The 22391-nt window shown below is 61.4% G+C and carries 13 protein-coding genes; 10 read left to right on the top strand and 3 right to left on the bottom strand.

The features are described from left to right. Nucleotides 1-548 precede the first annotated feature (548 nt). On the top strand, nt 549-10352 hold the full coding sequence (locus XH85_RS36225; protein ID WP_164940881.1) for an Ig-like domain-containing protein: 9804 nt from the start codon (nt 549-551) through the stop codon (nt 10350-10352). 535 nt (nt 10353-10887) lie between these two features. Here XH85_RS36225 and XH85_RS36230 read toward each other — a convergent pair. After that, on the bottom strand, nt 10888-11307 hold the full coding sequence (locus tag XH85_RS36230) for an excalibur calcium-binding domain-containing protein (protein ID WP_128935733.1): 420 nt from the start codon (nt 11305-11307) through the stop codon (nt 10888-10890). A gap of 633 nt (nt 11308-11940) precedes the next feature. Between XH85_RS36230 and XH85_RS36235 the strand changes: the two genes are divergently transcribed. The 4 genes from XH85_RS36235 (at nt 11941) to terL (ending at nt 15531) form a co-directional block, all read left to right on the top strand. Then, a complete protein-coding gene (locus tag XH85_RS36235) occupies nt 11941-12264 on the top strand; it encodes a hypothetical protein (RefSeq protein ID WP_128935734.1) in 324 nt (107 codons plus the stop codon). Between the two features lie 134 nt (nt 12265-12398). Next, nucleotides 12399-13700 (top strand): site-specific DNA-methyltransferase, encoded by a 1302-nt coding sequence (locus XH85_RS36240; RefSeq protein ID WP_338025675.1) that lies wholly within the window; start codon nt 12399-12401, stop codon nt 13698-13700. Beyond that, nucleotides 13697-14131 (top strand): DUF5681 domain-containing protein, encoded by a 435-nt coding sequence (locus tag XH85_RS36245; RefSeq protein WP_128935736.1) that lies wholly within the window; start codon nt 13697-13699, stop codon nt 14129-14131. The genes XH85_RS36240 and XH85_RS36245 overlap by 4 nt, the downstream gene beginning before the upstream one ends. Beyond that, complete coding sequence (terL, locus tag XH85_RS36250; RefSeq protein ID WP_128935737.1) at nt 14128-15531, top strand: phage terminase large subunit; 1404 nt, start codon at nt 14128-14130, stop codon at nt 15529-15531. The genes XH85_RS36245 and terL overlap by 4 nt, the downstream gene beginning before the upstream one ends. 30 nt (nt 15532-15561) lie before the next feature. On the opposite strand, the gene XH85_RS36255 is transcribed toward terL, so the two are convergent. Then, on the bottom strand, nt 15562-16491 hold the full coding sequence (locus XH85_RS36255; RefSeq protein WP_128935738.1) for a hypothetical protein: 930 nt from the start codon (nt 16489-16491) through the stop codon (nt 15562-15564). A gap of 113 nt (nt 16492-16604) precedes the next feature. On the opposite strand from XH85_RS36255, the gene XH85_RS36260 reads away from it, so the two are divergent. Next, nucleotides 16605-16877 (top strand): helix-turn-helix domain-containing protein, encoded by a 273-nt coding sequence (locus tag XH85_RS36260; protein ID WP_128935739.1) that lies wholly within the window; start codon nt 16605-16607, stop codon nt 16875-16877. A gap of 93 nt (nt 16878-16970) precedes the next feature. On the opposite strand, the gene XH85_RS36265 is transcribed toward XH85_RS36260, so the two are convergent. Then, nucleotides 16971-17357: a hypothetical protein gene (locus XH85_RS36265; RefSeq protein WP_128935740.1), complete on the bottom strand. Its 387-nt coding sequence runs from the start codon at nt 17355-17357 to the stop codon at nt 16971-16973. 246 nt (nt 17358-17603) lie between these two features. On the opposite strand from XH85_RS36265, the gene XH85_RS36270 reads away from it, so the two are divergent. The 4 genes from XH85_RS36270 to gmd all read left to right on the top strand — a co-directional run bounded on the left by XH85_RS36270 (nt 17604) and on the right by gmd (nt 22315). Next, nucleotides 17604-18464 (top strand): YqaJ viral recombinase family protein, encoded by an 861-nt coding sequence (locus tag XH85_RS36270; protein ID WP_128937550.1) that lies wholly within the window; start codon nt 17604-17606, stop codon nt 18462-18464. Then, nucleotides 18448-19575, top strand: coding sequence for an ERF family protein (locus XH85_RS36275; RefSeq protein WP_128935741.1), 1128 nt, complete (start codon nt 18448-18450; stop codon nt 19573-19575). The genes XH85_RS36270 and XH85_RS36275 overlap by 17 nt, the downstream gene beginning before the upstream one ends. Next, on the top strand, nt 19572-20147 hold the full coding sequence (locus tag XH85_RS36280) for a hypothetical protein (protein ID WP_128935742.1): 576 nt from the start codon (nt 19572-19574) through the stop codon (nt 20145-20147). The genes XH85_RS36275 and XH85_RS36280 overlap by 4 nt, the downstream gene beginning before the upstream one ends. A 1076-nt stretch (nt 20148-21223) precedes the next feature. Then, on the top strand, nt 21224-22315 hold the full coding sequence (gene gmd, locus XH85_RS36285) for a GDP-mannose 4,6-dehydratase (protein ID WP_128935743.1): 1092 nt from the start codon (nt 21224-21226) through the stop codon (nt 22313-22315). Nucleotides 22316-22391 lie beyond the last annotated feature (76 nt).

The following is a 22391-nucleotide window of genomic DNA, read 5'->3' on the forward strand; positions in this document are numbered from 1 at the left end:
TCTACGTCAGCATGGCCGGAATCGGGTCCGGTGCCAAAGCCGGTATTTTTTGGTCATTACATCCGTGACGCGCGCGCCGATGCTCTGGGCCTGCTGCTGCTTGCACTAAGCTGAAGGACAAGCTTGGCAGCGGTTACCTCTCTGATCGGGACTTAGGTCAACTAACCTTCGGATGTGCCTCGGAGCGCAATTTGAACAGCCTTGCGAATTCGCTCACTTTGGCTGGGGGCGATGCCATCCAAGTGGTAAATCCGGCATAGCAGGCCGTTGATGCGCCTTACGATAACGCGGTTACTGGAATGTCGGTTGCGCGCGCGCACCAACTGACGCCGCACCTCGATCAGGTCAAGGCGACGAAACGCTCTTGATCGTACCATGTGAGTTGGACCTTCCGCACGGGTGCCAACGCTCTCGTTTGATTCCGGGGTCGAACGATCATGGGCTTCAAACAGATTCCGACGCCGACCGCACAATCTGTTTGCAGTTAATTTACGATGTGTTATTAACACAAAATTAATTAATTTCAATTTCCGAGTGTGGGGCACTATTTGAATACCCCATTAAACCAAAATCTCGATGTTGCCGGATCTGAGGTCGCTTCGGAGTCCTTCAGCTTACCTGAACCTCGCCCAGCCAACGCGCTCATCATTCCTGACGCGCATCTCTTGTTCTCGGGTGAATATGCACGTTCGGGCCATGATCTCATCATTTCCGATCCCAACCATCGGATCACGATCCCCAATTACTTTCTCGGTGAGAAGCGTTCGCCGCTCAGCTCTGCGGACGGCGCACTGCTCGATGCAAGAGTCGTTGAAGCTCTCACCGGCTACCAAACCTTTGCTCAAGCCGGAGGAAATGCTGCCGCTGGAAAGGTGATTGGCCATGTCGCCACCATAACGGGCAGCGCGAGCATCGTTCGCAACGGCGTTACTATCGAGGCGAATAACGGGGACGTCGTCTATCAGAACGATATCGTGCAGACTGGAAGCAGCTCTACCCTCGGCCTCGTTCTGATCGACGGCTCAACGTTCAACCTGAGTGCCAACGCTCGCTTCATGTTGAACGAATTGGGGTATGAGGGGCAGAGTAGTGCGAGCGGTACCTTAGTCAGTCTGACGAGTGGCGCGAACCATTCGCTGTTCACTCTCGTCCAGGGCGCCGCCAGTTTCGTCGCCGGCCAGGTTGCCAAAACGGGTGACATGCAGGTCGCAACGCCTACCGCCGTGATCGGAATTCGCGGTACAGCCGTCCTTCTTAACGTCGATGCAGTGGATGGACAGGTCTCGGTTTCCGTTGCTGATCAGCAAGACGGTCAGGTTCATTCCGTACAGGTCTTCAAATGCGTCCCAACGAACTTGCTTCAAGGTGTTTGTACCGCGGGGGATCCAATCGGGATAGTTACCAGCGACGGCCCATCGATGACCATCACGCCAACCGCGAATTTCGAGGTGATCACCCAAGCCGTCAGTAAGAGCCCAGGCCAGGTTGCGCAGGAATTCAACGCCTTTCAGCAGGTGTTAACGACCTACGATATCGGGAAACAGATCGCTCCAGACACTCCGGCACCTAGCGACGGCAAGCGAGGAGACGTCGATACAAAATCACTGCAGAAGTTCGCTGGGAGCCCGCCACCATCACCCACCGAGGCTCCGACTACCGTTGTTGCGGACGACGTCAAGGGCCAAGCTGGTGGCGGCTCGATCACTCCAACTTTTGCGCCCCTCGCCTCCATCACGGGAGGTTCTGCGTCCGCATCGAAACCGCTCGTCCCCACTTTGGATACAACGCAAGTTATCGCCTTGGTTTCGTTGGCGCCTGTAACTATCGCCAATGCAGGTGGCCCAACCAATCAAGGAGGCCAAACGATCAGCGGAACTGTCGACGCGTCCCTCGTTGGAACGACAGTGACGCTGTACGATACCTACAATGGTGTCACCACACAAATTGGAAAGGTGACCGTTGGCTCCGGCGGTGTTTGGAGCACGGCAGTCACTCTGGCAGGAGATGGCGACCACAGCATCGTCGCTTTGGACGCTAGCGCCAACGTTAGCACAAGCGTGCCCGTTGTTTTCACCCTCGACACGACGGCGCCCACCGTCGCCATCACCAGCGCGGGCGGACCGGTGAACCAGGCGAGCCAGACCATCACCGGCACGGTGGGCGTGGCCGATGCCGGCGCCACCGTCACCGTCCTGGACGGCACCACCGCAATCGGCACCGCCACCGTGCAGGGCAACGGCAGCTGGAGCAGCACGGTCACGCTCAACAACGGCCCGAACTCGCTGACCGCGCGGGTGAGCGATGCGGCCGGCAACACCGCGACCAGCAGCGCGGTGGTCTACACGCTCAGCACCACCGGCCCGACCGTGACCGAGGCCCTGGTCGCCGACACCGGCACTTCGGTCACCGATCACGTCACCGCCAACCCGGCGCTGAGCGGCACCGGCCTCGCCAACACCGTGGTGCATCTGACGATCGATGGCGTTCTCAGCACCGCCACGGTCACCGCCGATGCGCAAGGCGCCTGGTCGTTTACGCCGAGCGGGCTGGCCGACGGACCGCACACCATCGTGGCGAGCCAGACCGACAGCTTCGGCAACACCGGCTCGGCATCGCTGGGCTTCACCCTGGACACGACGGCACCGAGCGGCGGCACGCCAGATCTGACGGCGGGCTCGGACAGCGGCAGCTCGGGCACCGACAACATCACCTCGGCGACCTCGCCGAGCTTCACGGTGGCGCTGAGCCCGGCGGCGGCCATCGGCGATACGGTGCAGCTGTTGCTGGGCGGCTCGCCGCTGGCGCATCCGGTCACGCATGTGATTACGGCCGCCGACGTCACGGCCGGCAGCGTCAGCCTGACGGTGACTGCCGGTGATCTCGGCGCCGATGGCGCCAAGCAGGTGACGGCACAGTTCAGCGATGCCGCCGGCAACAGTTCGACGACTGCATCGCTGAGCTTCACCCTGGACACCACGGCGCCCGCGGTCGCGATCACCAGCGCGGGCGGGCCGGTGAACCAGGCCAGCCAGACCATCACCGGCACGGTGGACGTCGCCGATGCCGGCGCGACCGTCACCATCTTGGACGGCACCACCGCGATCGGCACCGCCATCGTGCAGGGCAACGGCAGCTGGAGCAGCACGGTCACGCTCAACAACGGCCAAAACTCGCTGACGGCGCGGGTGAGTGATGCGGCCGGCAACACCGCGACCAGCAGCGCGGTGGTCTACACGCTCAGCACCACCGGCCCGACCGTGACCGAGACCCTGGTCGCCGACACCGGCACTTCGGCGACTGATCATGTCACCGCCAACCCAGCGCTGAGCGGCACCGGCCTCGCCAACACCGTGGTGCATCTGACGATCGATGGTGTTCTCAGCACCGCCACGGCGACCACCGATGCGCAAGGCGCCTGGTCGTTTACGCCGAGCGGGCTGGCCGACGGACCGCACACCATCGTGGCGAGCCAGATCGATCCCTTCGGCAACACCGGCTCGGCGTCGCTGAGCTTCACCCTGGACACCACGGCGCCCACCGTCGCGATCACCAGCGCGGGCGGGCCGGTCAACCAGGCCAGCCAAACCATCACCGGCACGGTCGGCATCGCCGATGCCGGCGCCACTGTCACCATCCTGGACGGCACCACCGCAATCGGCACCGCCACCGTGCAAGATAACGGCAGCTGGAGCAGCACGGTCACGCTCAACAACGGGCCGAACTCGCTGACGGCACGGGTGAGCGATGCGGCCGGCAACACCGCGACCAGCGGTGCGGTGGTCTACACGCTCAGCACCACCGGCCCGACGATGACCGAGGCCCTGGTCGCCGACACCGGCACCTCGGCGACTGATCATGTCACCGCCAACCCGGCCGTGAGCGGCACCGGCCTCGCCAACACCGTGGTGCATCTGACGATCGATGGCGTTCTCAGCACCGCCACGGTCACCGCCGATGCGCAAGGCGCCTGGTCGTTTACGCCGAGCGGGCTGGCCGACGGACCGCACACCATCGTGGCGAGCCAGACCGACAGCTTCGGCAACACCGGCTCGGCATCGCTGGGCTTCACCCTGGACACGACGGCACCGAGCGGCGGCACGCCAGATCTGACGGCGGGCTCGGACAGCGGCAGCTCGGGCACCGACAACATCACCTCGGCGACCTCGCCGAGCTTCACGGTGGCGCTGAGCCCGGCGGCGGCCATCGGCGATACGGTGCAGCTGTTGCTGGGCGGCTCGCCGCTGGCACATCCGGTCACGCATGTGATCACGGCCGCCGACGTCACGGCCGGCAGCGTCAGCCTGACGGTGACTGCCGGTGATCTCGGCGCCGATGGCGCCAAGCAGGTGACGGCACAGTTCAGCGATGCCGCCGGCAACAGTTCGACGACAGCGTCGCTGAGCTTCACGCTCGACACCACGGCGCCCACCGTCGCGATCACCAGCGCGGGCGGGCCGGTCAACCAGGCCAGCCAGACCATCACCGGCACGGTCGGCATCGCCGATGCCGGCGCCACCGTCACCATCCTGGACGGCGCCACCGCGATCGGCACCGCCACCGTGCAGGGCAACGGCAGCTGGAGCAGCACGGTCACGCTCAACAACGGCCCGAACTCGCTGACCGCACGGGTGAGCGATGCGGCCGGCAACACCGCGACCAGCAGCGCGGTGGTCTACACGCTCAGCACCACCGGCCCGACGGTGACCGAGACCCTGGTCGCCGACACCGGCACCTCGGCGACTGATCATGTCACCGCCAACCCAGCGCTGAACGGCACCGGCCTCGCCAACACGGCGGTGCACTTCACCATCGACGGCAGCCCGATCGCGGCGACGGTGACCGCCGATGCGCAAGGTGCCTGGTCGTTTACACCGAGCGGGCTGGCCGATGGACCACACACCATCGTGGCGAGCCAGTCCGACAGCTTCGGCAACACCGGGTCGGCCTCGCTGAGCTTCACGCTGGACACGACGGCCCCGGGCGGCGGCACGCCAGATCTGACGGCGGGCTCGGACAGCGGCAGCTCGGGCACCGACAACATCACCTCGGCGACCTCGCCGAGCTTCACGGTGGCGCTGAGCCCGGCGGCGGCCATCGGCGATACGGTGCAGCTGTTGCTGGGCGGCTCGCCGCTGGCGCATCCGGTCACGCATGTGATTACGGCCGCCGACGTCACGGCCGGCAGCGTCAGCTTGACGGTGACTGCCGGTGATCTCGGCGCCGATGGCGCCAAGCAGGTGACGGCACAGTTCAGCGATGCCGCCGGCAACAGTTCGACGACTGCATCGCTGAGCTTCACCCTGGACACCACGGCGCCCGCGGTCGCGATCACCAGCGCGGGCGGGCCGGTGAACCAGGCCAGCCAGACCATCACCGGCACAGTGGACGTCGCCGATGCCGGCGCGACCGTCACCATCTTGGACGGCACCACCGCGATCGGCACCGCCATCGTGCAGGGCAACGGCAGCTGGAGCAGCACGGTCACGCTCAACAACGGCCAAAACTCGCTGACGGCGCGGGTGAGTGATGCGGCCGGCAACACCGCGACCAGCAGCGCGGTGGTCTATTTTGTCGGCGTGCCCGGCGCCATTCTCGGCGACGCTGGCGACAACACCCTGACCGGGACTGCCGGGAACGATGTATTCCAGGGCTTTGGCGGTAATGACATATTCAACGGCTTGTCGGGTGTTGATCGCGCGGCCTATGTCGACGCGACCGGGGGCATTACCGCCGATCTGACGGCAGGGACCGTGACGGGTCCGGGTGTCGGCACCGACACTTTGATCGGTATCGAAGCCATCCAGGGCAGCAACTTTGCCGACCATTACTCGGCGGTCGGCTTCAGCGGCAATTCCGGGGTCCCTGGTACCCCAATTGGCTTCAACAGTTTCGAAGGCATGGGGGGAGATGACATCATCACCGGCACGGTCAATCCTTCCGGCGAGAGTCTGACTCGCATTTCCTATGTCAGTGCGACAGCGGCGGTCGTCGTTGATCTAGCCGCGGGAACGGCGAACGGCGATGCATCAGTCGGCAACGACACCTTCACCAACGTCAACTCGGTCATTGGGTCGGCATTTGGAGACACGCTGCGGGGCAGTGACAATCCGAATGGCACTTTCGAGCAATATGACGGTCGTGCCGGCAACGATCTGATCGATGGTCGCGGCGGCTACGATTTCGCCATCTATAACAACGACGCCGCCACAGCCACGGGCATAGCCGTCAATCTTGCAACCGGAACCGTCACTGGCGATGCTACGATCGGAACCGACACGCTGCGTTCAGTGGAAGCCGTCCGCGGCACCAACTTCGCTGATACTTACGATGCCACCGGTTTCAGCGGCACCAGCACCAATGCCGGATCGAGCGGCACCTTCAACAATTTTGAAGGCATGGGCGGCAACGATACCATCATCGGAAATGGCAACACCCGAATCCAATATACGCAATCAAGCGCCGGCGTGACGGTCGATTTCCTCGCGGGCACTGCGATCGGCGATGCCTCGGTGGGGACCGATACATTCACCGGCGTCAACGCCGTCATTGGCTCGATGTTTGCCGACACCTTTTCGGGCAGCGGTGCCAACGAGAACTTCATGGGCCTTGCCGGCGATGATTTTATCGACGGAAAAGGCGGCTTCGACACGGCGCAATATGCCAACCTCACCTTCACGACGGGTGGGATCAGCGTTCACCTTGCAGCTGGAACGGTGACAGGCGATGCCTCGAGCGGCACCGATACCTTGCGTTCAATCGAAGCCATTCAGGGCACTAACTTTATCGACACCTATGACGCGATCAATTTCGGCGTCACGGGAGCTATCGATCCCGCTACCGGCCTCCCCTATGCCAACGTCGGCAACAATGGCACCTTCAATCAATTTGAGGGAATGGGCGGTAACGACATCATCACCGGTAACGGCAACACGCGTCTGATCTACGCCAATGCGACCGGTCCGGTGACGATCACTTTCAGTCTCAATGGCTGGACCAGCAGCACCAGCGGCGCGTCGGGGACCGTGACCGGCGATGGGTCCGTAGGCACCGATACCTTCTCCGGTGTCGGCTCGGTATCGGGATCGTCATTTGCCGACACCATCACCGGCTCGAACAATCCGAACAACACCTCGGAAGACTTTTCGGGGCGCGCCGGCAATGACTTCATCGACGGCAAGGGTGGGTTCGACAGAGCCTTCTACAACAACGACGGCACGGCTTCAGGTATTCAAGTCGATCTGGCTTCGGGCGTGGTGACCGGCGACGCTGCTATCGGAACGGACACCCTTCGATCGGTCGAAGCGATTCGTGGGACCGCCTTCGCCGACACTTATGTCGCAACCAATTTCGGCGCCTCCGGGCCGAATCTCGGCGATTTCGGTACTTTCAACGAATTTGAGGGGATGGCCGGCAATGACACCATCACGGGCAACGGCAATACCCGCATTGCATTCTACAATGCCCTGGACGGGGTGACCGTCGATCTCGCCGCAGGCAGCTCCCACGGGACGGCCTCCGGTGACGTCGCAGGCACCGGGATAGACACGTTCACCGGCGTGAATGCCGTCCGCGGCTCGTCGTTTGCCGACGTCATCCTCGGAGATGCCAATGCCAATACGCTCGACGGCAGGGATGGCAACGACCGGATCGATGGCCGTGGCGGTGCCGATACCCTGACTGGCGGGAACGGCTCTGACACTTTCGTCTATGCCGATGGCGGCGGAGCAGACACCATCACGGACTTTGACCGCAGCCAGGGCGACACCATTGATCTGACAGGTTTGTCCGGCATCTTCACGTTCGCAGACGTTCAATCGAAATCGACGTTGAGTGCTGGCAATACCATCATCAATTTTGGGAGCGGAAATACTCTGACGCTGATGGGTGTGACAAGCCTCCAGCAAAGCGACTTCATCTTTCCGAACGCCACCAACGGCACCTCGGGCTCGGATGTGCTGCTCGGAACGAGCCAAGCGGATGCAATTTACGGGCTTGCAGGAAATGATCGGCTTCAGGGATTCGGCGGCAACGATCTGCTCGACGGCGGGGCCGATTTCGACCGCGCTGTCTACACCGATGCCACGGGCGGAATCTCCGTCAACCTGGCGGCGGGCACGGCATCCGGTCCGGGAGTGGGCACCGACACGCTCGTCGCGATCGAAGCTGCGATTGGCAGCGATTTCGCGGACACGTTCAATGCGGCCGGCTTCGCGGGAGCCACCGGTATTCCCGGTACACCGGTCGGGTTTAACGAGTTCGAGGGTCGGGGCGGCAATGACACCATTCTAACTGCCGTGAACCCTTTGGGCGCGGCTCTGACGCGGGTTTCTTATGTGAGCGCCACCGCGGGTGTGACTGTCGATATCGCAGCCGGTACGGCGGATGGAGATGGATCCGTTGGTCACGACACGTTTGTCGGCTCCGGCATTATTGCAGTCTGGGGCTCTGCGTTCGCCGATACCCTTTTCGGAAGCAACAATGGATTCGGCACGATCGAGGTCTTTGCAGGCTTCGCTGGCAACGATGTGATCGACGGCCGCGGCGGCTTCGACCGTGTCGACTACAATAACGATCCGACCACCACGTCAGGCATCACTGTCAATCTCGCGGCCGGCACCCTGACGGGAGATGCCACGGTTGGTAATGATACACTGGTGTCGATCGAAGCTGTCCGCGGCACCAATTTTGCCGATACCTACAACGCCTCCGGGTTTGGCAACACCAGCACGAACTCCGGATCATTGGGGACCTTCAACGAGTTCACCGGCGAGGGCGGCAACGACATCATCATCGGCAACGGCAACACGCGCATCGGATTCAATAATGCGACCGCGGGCGTTGTGGTGGACATAGCAGCCGGCACGGCTACCGGGGACTCTTCGGTCGGAAGCGATACGTTTACCGGCGTCAATGCCATCATGGGCACGATGTTCATCGATTCCCTGTCGGGAAGCAGCACCAACGAGACATTTACCGGACTTGGCGGCAACGACACGATTGACGGTCGCGGCGGCTTTGATACCGCCAGCTATCACAACATCTACCTTTCAACCGGCAGTGTCACCATTGACATGGCGACCGGCACGGCTACGGGCGATTCCTCGATCGGGGTTGACACGCTGCGCTCGATCGAAGCTATCCAGGGAACCAACCTTGCCGACACCTATGTGGCAACGGGATACGGCCTCGCAGGCGCTCTTAACGTCGGCAACAACGGCACCTTCAACCAGTTCGAGGGACTTGGTGGTGACGATTCGATCACCGGCAACGGCAACACGCGTCTGATCTACACCAATGCGACCGGTCCGGTGACGATCACTTTCGGCCTTAATAGCTGGACCAGCACCACCAGCGGCGCGTCGGGGACCGTGACCGGCGATGGGTCCGTAGGCACCGACACCTTCTCAGGCGTTGGCTCCGTATCAGGGTCGTCATTTGCCGATACCATCACCGGCTCTAACAATCCTAATGGCACCGCGGAAGATTTTGCGGGTCGCGCCGGCAATGACTCCATCGACGGTAAAGCTGGCTTTGACCGAGCGTTCTACAATAACGATGGCTCGGCTTCAGGTATTCAAGTCGATCTGGCTTCGGGCGTGGTGACCGGCGACACTGCGATCGGAACGGATACCCTTCGATCGGTCGAAGCGATCCGCGGGACGGCCTTCGCCGACACCTATGTCGCGACCAATTTCGGCGTGTCCGGGCCGAATCTCGGCGATTTCGGTACTTTCAACGAGTTTGAGGGGATGGCGGGCAATGACACCATCACCGGCAACGGCAATACCCGCATTGCATTCTACAATGCCCTGGATGGGGTGACCGTCGATCTCGCCGCCGGCAACTCCCACGGGACCGTCTCTGGTGATGCCGCAGGTACGGGGACAGATGCGTTCACCGGCGTGAATGCCGTCCGTGGTTCAGCCTTCGCTGACTTCATTTTCGGCGATGCCGGCAACAACACATTGGATGGGCAAGCTGGAAATGACGTGATCCAGGGGCGAGGAGGCGCCGACACGTTGATAGGAGGAGCGGGAAACGACCAATTCGTCTTCGCCGCGGTTTCCGACTCCACGGTAGCAAGCCATGATACGATCAGTGATTTCGTTCATGGTGCGGACCTCATCGACACCTCGGCGATCGCGGGAGTGACGAGCGTCCAGGGCCTGCTAAGCGGGAGCGCCCAAGTCGCCGCGCATAGTATCGCGTGGATTCAGAGCGGCGCGAATACGATTGTCTACGTCAACAGCTCGGGCGCTGCACAGAACCAAGGGTCGGCGGATATGGAAATTGTTTTGACCAGCGTTACGGCGAATACTTTGACCAATCAGGACTTTCTCTTCCAGATCTAACGGCGCAATTCTTTGCTCCTCGGAGATCGAGGGCGTCCCGCTAATCTGAGCCCGGTCGTGACGCCGCTAGTCGATGCGCTGGATCGGTACGTCATCGTGCGCGCGGAGCCGCCCGCCCAAAAGCGTAAAAGGGACCGGGGATCAAGTCCCTGCTTTCAGGGAATTTTGCAGGGAAAAATGCCCGCCGCAGGGGCGCCACCGGGCATAAAAATGCGAAATGGGCGTTGAAATCGCAGGCATTGCGTCGCGATGCATTAAAATCGAAACAGGGAAATTCCGCTGATGATGAGGGAATGTGCTCGCGTCAAGCAGGCAAAACGTCTTGCCGCTCTTGCAGGGGGATTGGGTTGGCTCTGTGCCCCACGAGCGCGACCATGGCCGATATGCCGTCGGCAATGAAGCAAGACCACATCCCGAAGTGACAACGCTTCCGACGGGTCAAAAGCAGCGGCCCATGCGATCATGGATCGGCGACCGCTCTTCCGCCGAGAGCTGACACACGACTACTTAGGCGCGTCGCAACGGCTCGCGCAACTCAATCTGAGTTGGTCGCTGTTGTTAGAGGCGAGACATCTCCCCGCCGTGGCCGCCATGGTTCGCAAGCAACCCCATCCCCATCGCGATCGTGGTGCTTCCAATAGCCTGGCTCTCCGCGCCTCGCGGGTGCTAGGCCGACCAAGCGGGCAAAATCACAGTTGGGGGCGGACGCGATGTGTTTGAGCGTGATCGTGACCGACCACGGGCTCGAAACAAGGAGCCAAATAGCCGGATATGCGGCCAAAATGGCAGCGGCTGCGATCAATGCCGTGATGGCCCATCGCAGCTTAGTAGAGTGCAGCTTAGTGGTACGATCATGGCGCGCCGATACCGCGCGAAAACGACGCTGTAAGTTGCGCAAGCGCTGCTCCGGGCTAGAGCCGGGACGAACGGGATTGGGGGGAGGAAGGTACGACATCGGCTAGCTTGGCCAAGCAAGCGACCGTAAGGACATGGAGAGTGCACTCCATTCTGCCCGTTCTGCATAGCGCGGCGTCAGAAGGAGCCGCAGGCAAATGAAAGAAATTGGCGCCTCAGACGAGGGACCGGTGAGCCGAGGATGGCCGGCTTCAGGAGTTCGAAATGCCGGATGCTTCATGACGGAGGTGGCCAAAATGATCTAGAAACGACATGCATTGTAACACGAACTAGCGAGGAGGCGCCTGGGAGCGCGCTTTGCTTGTCTCGGATTGCAAAATGCTTGATTTGGATCGCCCCCAAGCCTCCATCCCGAACAGATGCACAATCTGCCTAGTTAGCGCCCGGCGCCTTCAGCGGACCACGCCCCATCTCACTCGCCGAGGTGGGCGACTCGCCCGTCTCAACTTTCTTTGACGCCGAGAAAGTCCGCGAGTCCCGCCTGATCGGTAGGCGCAAAATGCTGATCATGAGACCGTAGACTTACGGGTGTCATGCGGTCTGGCACCGGACCATATCGTTGAGCTGACGTTCTATTACCGAAAGTGCAATCGCCTCCGCCGATCTGTGTGCCATTCGCGCCGCTTGGCGCTGTTCGTAAACGGGGGCGACATTTGCAGCATGGAGTGCGCCAATGTACCGAAACAGAATGCCGCTCGAAGAGCTTGCTCTCGATCTGCTTTTTGAAGCCTTTGGTGAGCATCGATACAATCGGACGCCCGAGGAATATCAGCACCTAGCCTCGCTCATCCCCCCTCTTAAGCAGGCCTCTTACCTGGTAAATCAAGGCCTCAAAAAGCTCAATGAACAGGGCGAACAGCGATCATTCTGCCGTTTCAAGCCTGGCGATCTAAAACCTCGCTATGAGCCGTTTCCGAAGAAGATCTCGATTGAGACCCTTCGCAAGGCTCTCATCAATGCGGGCTTCAGAGACGCGAAATGGCGCAAGAAAACTTAACTAACGGATTTTCCTAAGCTTTTATAAAATGTCGCTGCGCTCTACCGAATCGCGACTCGCGGCGGCCATTGTGGTGCATATGAACTGCTCCTTCATCCACAAGGAGCAGCAACATGACGCTCGATCGAACGATTATGGAGGCCGTGAAGAAATTACGGCCTAACAGGCGTAACGCCCGCACTCATTCGAAAAAGCAAATCAAGCAGGTCGCGACCTCAATCATCAGGTTTGGGTGGACCTACCCCATTTTGGTCGATGAGGATCAGCAGATCATATGCGGGCACGCCCGTTGGGAAGCAGCCAAGGATCTCGGATTAAAGGAGGTCCCCGTCCTAGTCATGCGGGGTCTGAAGGAGGCTGAGAAGCGCGCACTGGCGCTCGCCGACAACAAGGTTCCCGCGAACGCAGGCTGGGATCGCAAGCTCCTCGCCGAAGAGCTCGGGGACCTCGCATCGCTGTTGCCGGACTGCAATCTCACCCTCGACATCACCGGGTTTGCGCCGGCCGAAATCGACGGGCTGATGCTCGATTTCGGCAACTCAGAGCATGATTCAGCTGACGCGTCCTGCACGATCGGCGAGCAGCCCATCAGCTGCAGGGGCGAGCTGTGGCAGCTTGGTGCGCATCGCGCGCTGTGTGGCGATGCCTGCGATCAGAGCGATTGGGCGAGGCTGATGGGATCCGATCGGGCCAGCATGCTGATCGCGGACGCACCTTACAATGTGCAAATTTCCAAGACGCTCGGCCGCGGCAAGATCAAGCACCGCGAATTTTCGGTGGCCTCCGGTGAAATGTCGCCGCCCGAGTTTACCGATTTTCTCACGCGCTGGATGCGCCTGGCCGTCCAATTCTCGCACGACGGCTCACTGCACTTTGCGTTCGTCGACTGGCGCCACATTGGCGAAATGCATGCCGCGGGGCGCGCCGTCTTCGGTCCGCTGCAAAATCTGGTGGTCTGGAACAAAACCAATGCCGGCCAAGGCAGCTTCTACCGCTCACAGCACGAGCTGATCTTCGTCTACAAGAACGGCGATGCGCCGCATCTCAACAACGTCGAGCTTGGCCGCCACGGCCGCAACCGCTCCAACGTCTGGACGTATACCGGCGTCAATACATTCCGCCAAGGCCGTCTTGCCGACCTTACACTTCATCCCACGGTCAAACCAGTCGCCTTGGTCGCGGACGCCATCAAGGATTGCACGCGTCGCGGCGACGTTGTGCTCGATCCATTCTTGGGGTCGGGCACCAGCCTGCTGGCGGCGGAGCGCGTCGGCCGCAAGGCCTATGGAATGGAGATCGATCCATTATATGTCGATGCCGCAATCCGCCGTTGGCAGGACGTCACCAGGCGCGATGCGATTCTTGCCGCCACCGGACAGACGTTCGATGAGGTCACTGCTGAGCGTTCCGCCGCAAGTCCGGAGAGCAGCACATGAGCCGGCGCGAGCGATCAGGCCCGCACCGCGGCGGCACGGCGGGGGAAAATCATGGCGACGGTGTTGGTTACCGCCGTCCACCCCGCGAGCACCAGTTCAAGCCGGGGCAATCCGGTAACAAGAACGGCCGACCAAAGGGATCCAAAAACGAGGCGACCATCATCAACGAGCTTCTCAACCGAAAAATCGACATCCGTGAAAATGGAAGACTGCGCAAGATCACCGTGCTCGAAGGCATCCTGACCAGATTTGCGGAAGACGCGCTGAAGGGCAAGGACAAATCGGCCGCCTTCCTCCTCAATCGCAAGCAGTTGATCGAGTCCAGCGAACAGCCTGCAACGCCGCTGCTCGACATCGACGATCGCAAGGTTCTGGAATTTTACGCCGCACAGCTTTGCGCGCAATTCAAGAAGCAAGGAGAATCCGAATGACCACGCACGACTTTGCATTGTTCAGCGCCATCCTGCGCGCTGACTTCGTCAGCTTTGTCTACCGCTGCTTTCTCCACCTCAACCCCGGTGCTGAATTCCTGCCCAATTGGCATATTCAGGCAATTGCCTATCAGCTCGAGCGTGTGCGCCGCGGCGAGCTGACGCGTTTAATTATCAACATGCCGCCGCGCTACCTCAAATCGATCACGGTTTCGGTGGCATTTTCGGCATTCCTGCTTGGGCTCGCACCTAGCCGCCGCATCATTGCCATCAGCTACGGCGATGAGCTCTCGGCCAAACATGCCAGCGACTTCCGTTCCATCGTGCATGCTGAGTGGTACCGCCGCGCGTTTCCGAACATGCGCATCGCGCGCAGCACCGAATCCGAGCTGATCACGACCCGACGTGGCTCGCGCAAAACGACATCGGTTTCCGGGACGCTGACGGGGCTCGGCGGCGATCTGATCCTGATTGATGATCCGCAAAAGCCGGTTGATGCGCAATCGGAGGCGCGCAGAACCGGCATCAACCAGTGGGTGACGAATACGTTGATGTCGCGGCTCGACAACAAGCAGACCAGCGCGGTGATCTTGGTGATGCAGCGCGTTCATCTGGACGATCTATCCGGTTTTCTGGCCAGTTCATCCGATGAGTGGGAGGTGCTCAGCCTGCCCGCGATCGCCGAGACCGACGCCGCGGTCCCGATCGGTCCCAACCAATTCCATCTCAGGAAGGCCGGTGACGCGCTGCATCCGGCCCATGAATCGATCGAGATGTTGCGTAAGCTGCAGCAGACGCTCGGGCCCGACGTGTTTGCGGCGCAGTACCAGCAGGCGCCGGTTCCGGCCGGTGGGGCCATGATCAAGCGGGATTGGTTACGATATTACGACGATGCTCCTCCACGAGATGTGCTGGGCTGCCGCATCATCCAGAGTTGGGATACGGCCGCCAAGAATGGTGCGCAAAATGACTGGTCGGTGTGTACAACCTGGCAGGTCGCGGACGGCAATTACTACCTGCTTGATCTTGTTCGTGGTCGGTTCGAGTATCCCGTCCTCCGCGACACCGCACTCGAGCTCGCCAGGCGCTTCAAGCCCCACGAAATCCTGATCGAAGAAGCCTCCACCGGAATTGCGCTGGCCCAGGAGCTAGGCGATCACGCCGATTGCTTCGTCAATCCGATCAAGGTCGACCACGACAAGATCGGCCGCGTATACGTCCAGCAGGGCAAATTTGCCGCCGGACGGGTGTGGTTTCCAAGGAATGCGCCGTTCCTGGCCGAGCTCGAGATGGAGCTATTGACCTTCCCGCAGGGCCGTCACGACGATCAGGTCGACAGCATCAGCCAGGCGCTTGCCTATGAGGACAATGGCTACGATTACACGTTCAGTTGGCTCTAATTCAGTTGGCTCTAATGAAGCGCGTTGCCGCTAGGCTAGCCTCTCCATGACCCAGTCGTGCAGCCCGAGCCGCATGATGGTCGCACCGAGCTCGCGACCGGTCCAGACGTGAATATCAGCCCGGTCGTCGGGGGCGCTCAGCGCCCCCTTCGGCGAATGGCAAATGAAGAAGAACCGGTCGAACTGCTCGGCGGCGTCCGTCCGCCGGATATAGGCGTCCAGTGTCTTTTGGTTGGCGGCAGATTTAACCTGGACTGCGGCCCGCTCGTTGATCACCGGGTGCTCCAGCTCGAGGTCGACCAGCTTTTTGGTGCCACCGAGCATGGAGACCCGGTTCCAGCCACTGCGCGCAAAGATGATGTCAACGAGGGTTTCGAAATCGGCCCAGTGCAGCAGCCGCAGGGCCTCGATCGTCACCTCAATCAGTGCGGTCCGGATTTGGCTGGCCTTCGCGACGATCGGCTCCTCGATGCCATTGATGCGCCGTAGCAGATAGTCGTGCGCTTTGACGGCGCAGATCGTTCGCCGATAGCTTGCGACCTTGGTCAGCTTGGTGCTGAGCGAGTTTATTTTTAGCGGCGTCCCATTGACGTCGGTGTTGCACCACCCGCCGATGGCTTTTCTGAAGCGCTCGCCTGCCCGCGCTGGATCAGGTTTGACCCAGGTGACCTCTGGCTCGGCAAACGTCCACCACAGATGATCGCGCGCGAACGTGATCCAAAGACACGCTTCGTCCAAATCGTAGAAGTCGGCAACCTCCTGCGCGTCGCGCGCGGCGGCCTGCGGCGACCGGCCAAGCGCAATCAGGTGGGTGATGATCTTCGCCCGGTTGCCTTCACGGGCAAGTTCGTGGGTCACCGACCCATAGCCGAAGTGCAGCTCAGCGCGGTCCAGGCTGTTCTCCCACCGGCCGCCAGCGCCGAGCTTGATGTACCGAACCGTCGTCGCTGAAACCTTCATAAGGTGCCCCGTGGCTGTACCACTGATAGCTCGGCCAACCAAAATTATCCGGTTTTGGGATAATCCAAGTTCAGGATCAAGTTGACCGCCGCCGATTCTCTGGCCCGGCGGTCATGCAAAAGTCCCTGAGATCCGCGGAACATGCCCGCCTGATCGAACTTCTTGTCGCAGCGCGACAGAAGGCCGGCATCCGCCAGCATGCTTTGGCCAAGAAGCTCGGACGGCCGCAATCGTTCATTGCTAAATATGAGGGCGGCGAACGACGGATCGATGTCGTAGAATTTGTCGCGATCGCCCGAGCGCTGGGCGTTGATCCCGTGAAGCTGTTCCGGGAATTGCTGTCGGCTAAAGCTCGTGGTTCTGCTCCCAAGCGGCCCACGCGCTAAGCCCCATCAGGCTTTGGCGGGCGGTTTTAGGAGCTCTGCCGCGGCCATGGGGGTGGTGCGGACAATTTCCAGAACGAAGCCAAGTGACCAGCGTCAACCTTTAAGGCTGAGCGCTCGAAGCGCCCGCCTCTGTTGCACCAAAGCGGCCCGTTCGTAGCGCTCAAGCCCTTTAAGACATTTTAGGTCTGCCGGAAGCGGCCCGCCCAACAGCGCCGTCAACTTCTCCTGCCGCAAAGTGCGGAGGCGCAGCAGCGCGAGCTTGGACCGTGCAAGTACCATCGCCGACTCCGGTGTGACCTGATGCCCGAGCCCCAAAGCAATTGCGACGGCGAAATTCTCCGTCACGGCAGGATCGCCACTCCGCGCCAACCCATGGCGCAGCGCATTTTGGCTGGACCTCGCCTTTCCACCCGCCGTTTTCGGGCCGGTGCTGCGCTTGGCGTTGCTGCGATTGGCTTCGATTTGTCGAATTGACGCCATGTCCGAGCTCCTCGGCTTTTGCTGATTGCGACACCCGGAGAACTCGCTCCAATGCATTGAGATATCAAGATTTTTCGGGGCGAAAGAACAGCAAATTTGCTGCAGAAAGGACTGGCATTCCCGCGCAAAAGGAGCGTTACTGATCCGACCGGGCCTTGGCCGTTGGCCCCGGTCGCTCTCCTCCCCGGTGCGGGGCTTTTGGTGGTGCGGCGGCAAGCCGCGTGTGCCAAACCAAGGAGAGACCCGGTGATCCCGATTTCAACCGACGGCGCCGAGGCGCCCCACTCCGTCATCAGGTTCAGCCCGCACGACCGGCGCGCCTTCATCGGCGGCTCGGACGTGCGCATCATCATGGGCGACGATCAGGACGAGCTCATGCGCCTGTGGCGGGAAAAGCGCGGCGAGATCGCGCCCCAAGATTTGTCCCGCAACCTGGTCGTACAGCTCGGCATCGCCACCGAAGCGCTCAACCGCAGCTGGTACCAGGCCGCCACGGGTCAAACGATCACCGACATTCAGAAACGGATGCGCCATCCCGTCCACTCCTGGATGGCGGCCACGCTGGACGGCATGGTCGCGCAGAGCGGCGCGGTGTTCGAGGCCAAGTTCATGCTGCCCTGGGCCTTTACCGAGGAGGCAGCGGCCGAGAAGCACATGGCGCAGCTGCAACACAACATGTGGGTGGTCGCGGCGCGCTCGGCGGTGCTTTCGATCATCACCGGCGGCGGCAAATGGGTGGAGATCACCGTGCATGCCGATCCGCTCTACCAGCACCTGCTGCTGACCGCGGAAAAGAAGTTCTGGCGCTGCGTGCAGAGCGGCGAGCCGCCGCTGCTGTTCGGGATCGAGACCCCGCGCCCGCGGCTCGCGGCGATCAAGGTCGTCGACATGACCGCCTCCAATCGATGGGCCGAGTGCGCGGCGAGTTACCTGCGCACCCGGGCGGCCCATGGCGAGCACGAACTGGCCAAGACCGAGCTCAAGAAGCTGCTGCCCGAGGATGCCAAGGAGGCATTTGGCCACGGCGTTCGCGCCAAGCGCTCCAAAGCCGGCGCGATCAGTTTTGATCCGGTTGAGACGGGGCGCGTCCATGCACCAGGCCAGTGAGCATATCGGGGCGATCGCAGCCGCCTTGGCCCGTGCGCAAGCCGAACTGACCAACCCGGAAAAGACCCTGACCGGGATGATCCGCTCGCCGTTCCTGCGCGATGACGACCGCACCTTTCGTTACGCCTCGCTGGCGAGCGGCCTCGACATCGTGCGCAAGACCCTCAGCCAGCAGGAGATCGCCACCATCCAGACCACCCGGGTCGAGGCCACCACCGGCCACATCCATCTCACCACCCTGCTCGCCCATTCCTCCGGCGAGTGGATCTCGTCGGACTGGCCGGTCTGCGCCACGAGGGACGTCGAGGCGCCGCACCGGATGGGCGCGGCGCTTACCTACGCCCGGCGCTACGCCCTGTTCGCGCTGGTCGGAATTGCCGGCGAGGATGATCTGGACGCCCCGGACGCGGTGGCCAGCCCGCCGGCAGCAGAGCCGCAGGCAACCGCGGGCGCGAACCCCAAACCCGCCAAGGGGATGCTAAACCGCGCACCGGTGCTGGGGCCGCCGCAGTCCGCCGAGCTCCGGGAGCAACTCTTGCGCCAGCTCGCATCCCTAGCCGCCAGCGAAGACCTGCTGGCCTGGGCCAAGGCCAGCCTGCCGCTGAAAAACACCCTGCTGGAAGGCGACGCCCGGGTCGTCGAGGCCGCCTATCAGGCCAAGCTTGAGGACGCCGCGGGTCCCGCGGCAGCAGCGCCGCTCCCTGCTGCGGACGCCGAGGCCGCGCTGCAGCCAGCGCTGCCTGAGACCGGGCTTGCCCATCCCAAGGAGCCTGCCCGCAAGCGCAGCAAGGCGCACCTGTTGTTTGTCCGGCAGCAGCCCTGCCTCGTCTGCCAGCAAACGCCGTGCGATGCCCATCATCTGAAGTTCGCCCAACCCAGAGCGCTCGGCCGCAAGGTCAGTGATGAGTTCGCCGTTCCGTTGTGTCGCGCGCATCACGAGGAGCTGCATCGGCACGGCAACGAGCGCGCTTGGTGGACCAACCTGCAGATCGCGCCGTTACCGGTCGCGCAGGACTTGTGGGCTGCGAGCCCCGTCCACGGTCCGGCCGACGCCGCGGTCGGCACCGCGCCCGGTCCCGCAAACCTTGGTTCGGAGGCCGCATCCCGATGAACGGGCCCTTCCAAACGGCGCGCGAACTGACCGCAACGGCGCTGCCGGTCGAGTTTGAGGCGTTGGCGCCGCCGCCCCTGCTGCTGCCCGGGGAACACCTCGAACATTACCAGGCCCTGCGGCAGGCGATCTTCGCGGACCTTGCGCCCCGATCCGCCATCGAGTGGCTGCTCGCAATCGACGTCGCCGAACTGTCCTGGGAAATCCAACGCTACCGCGTATTGCGGCACAAGTTGCTCGAGACCTATCGCCAAAAGGCGATTGAAGCGTCCCTCCGGCACATCGACATGGCCGGGATCGCTGCCGACTTCGAAGATCAGGCCGAGTACTATACGCTGCAAAACGCGTTGAGCTGGCGCATTGATCCCATCGCTGCGACCGAGATCGACGCGCGCCTGGCGTCCTATGGCTTCGATGCGCACGCCATCAACACGGAGGTCTACGTGCAGGCGCGCGACATCCTGGTCCTGTTCGAGGGCCTGCTCAACGCCGCACAAACCAAACGCATGCTGCTGCTTCGCGAGATCAGGAATCAGCGCTTCGCGGCTGGACCGATGCCCCGGCCGCGCTGAAAGATCAGATCGAGGTCCCAAGCGCGAGCTCTCCATTCCGGCTTGCGCTCAAGGATAGCTTCAGTTCGATCGCGGTCCGTCAGAGGCAGGAAGCACACGATCCAACATGCACTGAGCTGGCGGCTCGATCCGATCCTTCATCCGACATAGAGGATCGCCTTTCCACCTACGGCTTAGACCAACACGCAATTAGCATGGAGGAGGTGTGTACGCGCAAGCACCAGATACCTTCTTCGAAGGCCTACTCTACGCCGCGCGGCTCGGAGTTGCTGCTTCTCAAGGAAATCAAAGGCCATCGAAGCCTTCTGCAGCTCAAGGCAAATCTTAAAGGTCAAGCATCCAAGCGCGCGAACAGCGGTTAACGTGCAGCGTCCTAAGCGCCGATCTCCGCGAATGCCCAGCGCTTTTGGTCCATTTGCCCAAAGAATGGGCGGCCACGTCGCGTCGGCGCCTTTTCCCAAAGTGCAAGCTATTCGGGTTCGGAGATTCCAGCCAAATTCCGGTCTTTGCGTTGCTGGACGGCGGCGTCCCCGCTATGAGGAAGGTGACTCGACTTTATCGTATTGCAGGATGGCTGGCTCTGGGGCCACTTACGCTCGTGACGCTTGGTCCCGTTCATGACAAGACCTCAAGCTAGCTTTTCCGAACCGCCCTGTGCGTCCAGTCCTGCTCGTGAATGGAAGCGCAATTCTCCTTGAGATTCTGCAACTACTTGCGCCCGACGGGCACGGTCGCCTAGTAGATGCAATGACCAAGATTGCGGGAGCTTCGTCGGGCATAATGCTGACTCGCCTCGCGCTCAATTCTTGGCAAGCAAAATTGAGAAGCGCGCCTGCGGTGAGCACTGTCATCAGGCGCAGAGAGCAGGTTCAGCTTTAGCCGATCACATCGCTGCTGCGTCGGCTTGATCGCCCGGTACACTCACTTTGCCGGCACTAGCCTGAGCCTACTTTGGCCTTCAAAATGTCCGGCTCCGTTAACATTAGCGGCCAATCCGCTCGAAAATTTACTCTGTTTCAGGTAGCCCCGATCAAAGGTATTGGCTAAGAACACCTGCCAATATCGACGAGATTTGCATGACCAAAAAACGCGCACTCATTACCGGTGTTACGGGACAGGACGGGGCCTATCTGGCCGAACTTCTTCTACAGAAGGGATACGAGGTCCATGGCATCAAGCGCCGGACCTCGCTCTTCAATACCGACCGCATCGATCACCTTTACCTTGACCCGCATGAGCCCGACCCGCCGTTCCGGTTGCACTACGGCGACCTCACGGACTCGTCGAGCCTGATCCGGATCGTCGGGCAGGTGCAGCCTAATGAGATCTATAATCTCGCTGCCCAAAGCCATGTTGCCGTTTCGTTTGAGGAACCGGAATACACCGCAAATTCAGACGCCTTGGGCGCGCTTCGGATTTTAGAGGCGATCCGGATCGTTGGCCTGGAGAAGAAGACGCGTTTCTACCAAGCCTCGACGTCCGAACTCTATGGTCTCGTGCAGGAGATCCCGCAAAAGGAGACGACGCCCTTCTACCCGCGTTCCCCTTACGCGGTCGCCAAGCTCTACGCGTATTGGATCACCGTGAACTATCGTGAAGCCTACGGCATGTATGCCTGCAATGGCATCCTGTTCAATCACGAATCTCCCGTCCGCGGCGAGACCTTTGTCACCCGAAAAATCACGCGCGCCCTGGCGCGGATCCATTTGGGCCTGCAGGAACGTTTATATCTCGGTAATCTCGACGCGCTCCGCGACTGGGGACATGCCCGCGATTATGTTGAGATGCAGTGGTTGATGTTGCAGCAGGAGAAGGCAGAGGATTTCGTCATCGCTACCGGCAAACAACACTCGGTGAGGGACTTCGTCAACGTCGCGGCCAGCGAGATTGGAATGCGAATTCGCTGGGAAGGCGCGGGGGTCGATGAAAAGGGATACGATGCCAAAACTGGAAAGTGCGTTGTATCGGTCGATCCCAGGTACTTCCGACCGACCGAGGTCGAGACGCTTCTCGGTGATCCTGCCAAGGCGAAACAGAAGCTCGGCTGGGAGCCGAAAACGTCGTTCGAGAGCCTAGTTCGGGAGATGATGAAGGAGGATCTCGAATCCGCGAAGCGGGACGAACTGATCAAGCAGCACGGCTTCCGCTACTTCGCGCGACACGAATAGCCTGTCGGCGGGTCGTCATCGCGATTGATGAGAAGCAAGTACGCGCTCTCGCGGCGCTTACTGTTGGCTGCTCTTG

Origin of the sequence: Bradyrhizobium zhanjiangense (assembly GCF_004114935.1) — a bacterium.
GTDB lineage: Bacteria > Pseudomonadota > Alphaproteobacteria > Rhizobiales > Xanthobacteraceae > Bradyrhizobium > Bradyrhizobium zhanjiangense.

Coding starts and splice junctions, on each gene's coding strand:
- XH85_RS36230 (WP_128935733.1), bottom strand. CDS start 11,307: ATGTCGTACCTTCCTCCCCCCAATCCCGTTCGTCCCGGCTCTAGCCCG.
- XH85_RS36235 (WP_128935734.1), top strand. CDS start 11,941: ATGTACCGAAACAGAATGCCGCTCGAAGAGCTTGCTCTCGATCTGCTT.
- XH85_RS36240 (WP_338025675.1), top strand. CDS start 12,399: ATGGAGGCCGTGAAGAAATTACGGCCTAACAGGCGTAACGCCCGCACT.
- XH85_RS36245 (WP_128935736.1), top strand. CDS start 13,697: ATGAGCCGGCGCGAGCGATCAGGCCCGCACCGCGGCGGCACGGCGGGG.
- terL (WP_128935737.1), top strand. CDS start 14,128: ATGACCACGCACGACTTTGCATTGTTCAGCGCCATCCTGCGCGCTGAC.
- XH85_RS36255 (WP_128935738.1), bottom strand. CDS start 16,491: ATGAAGGTTTCAGCGACGACGGTTCGGTACATCAAGCTCGGCGCTGGC.
- XH85_RS36260 (WP_128935739.1), top strand. CDS start 16,605: ATGCAAAAGTCCCTGAGATCCGCGGAACATGCCCGCCTGATCGAACTT.
- XH85_RS36265 (WP_128935740.1), bottom strand. CDS start 17,357: ATGGCGTCAATTCGACAAATCGAAGCCAATCGCAGCAACGCCAAGCGC.
- XH85_RS36275 (WP_128935741.1), top strand. CDS start 18,448: ATGCACCAGGCCAGTGAGCATATCGGGGCGATCGCAGCCGCCTTGGCC.
- XH85_RS36280 (WP_128935742.1), top strand. CDS start 19,572: ATGAACGGGCCCTTCCAAACGGCGCGCGAACTGACCGCAACGGCGCTG.
- gmd (WP_128935743.1), top strand. CDS start 21,224: ATGACCAAAAAACGCGCACTCATTACCGGTGTTACGGGACAGGACGGG.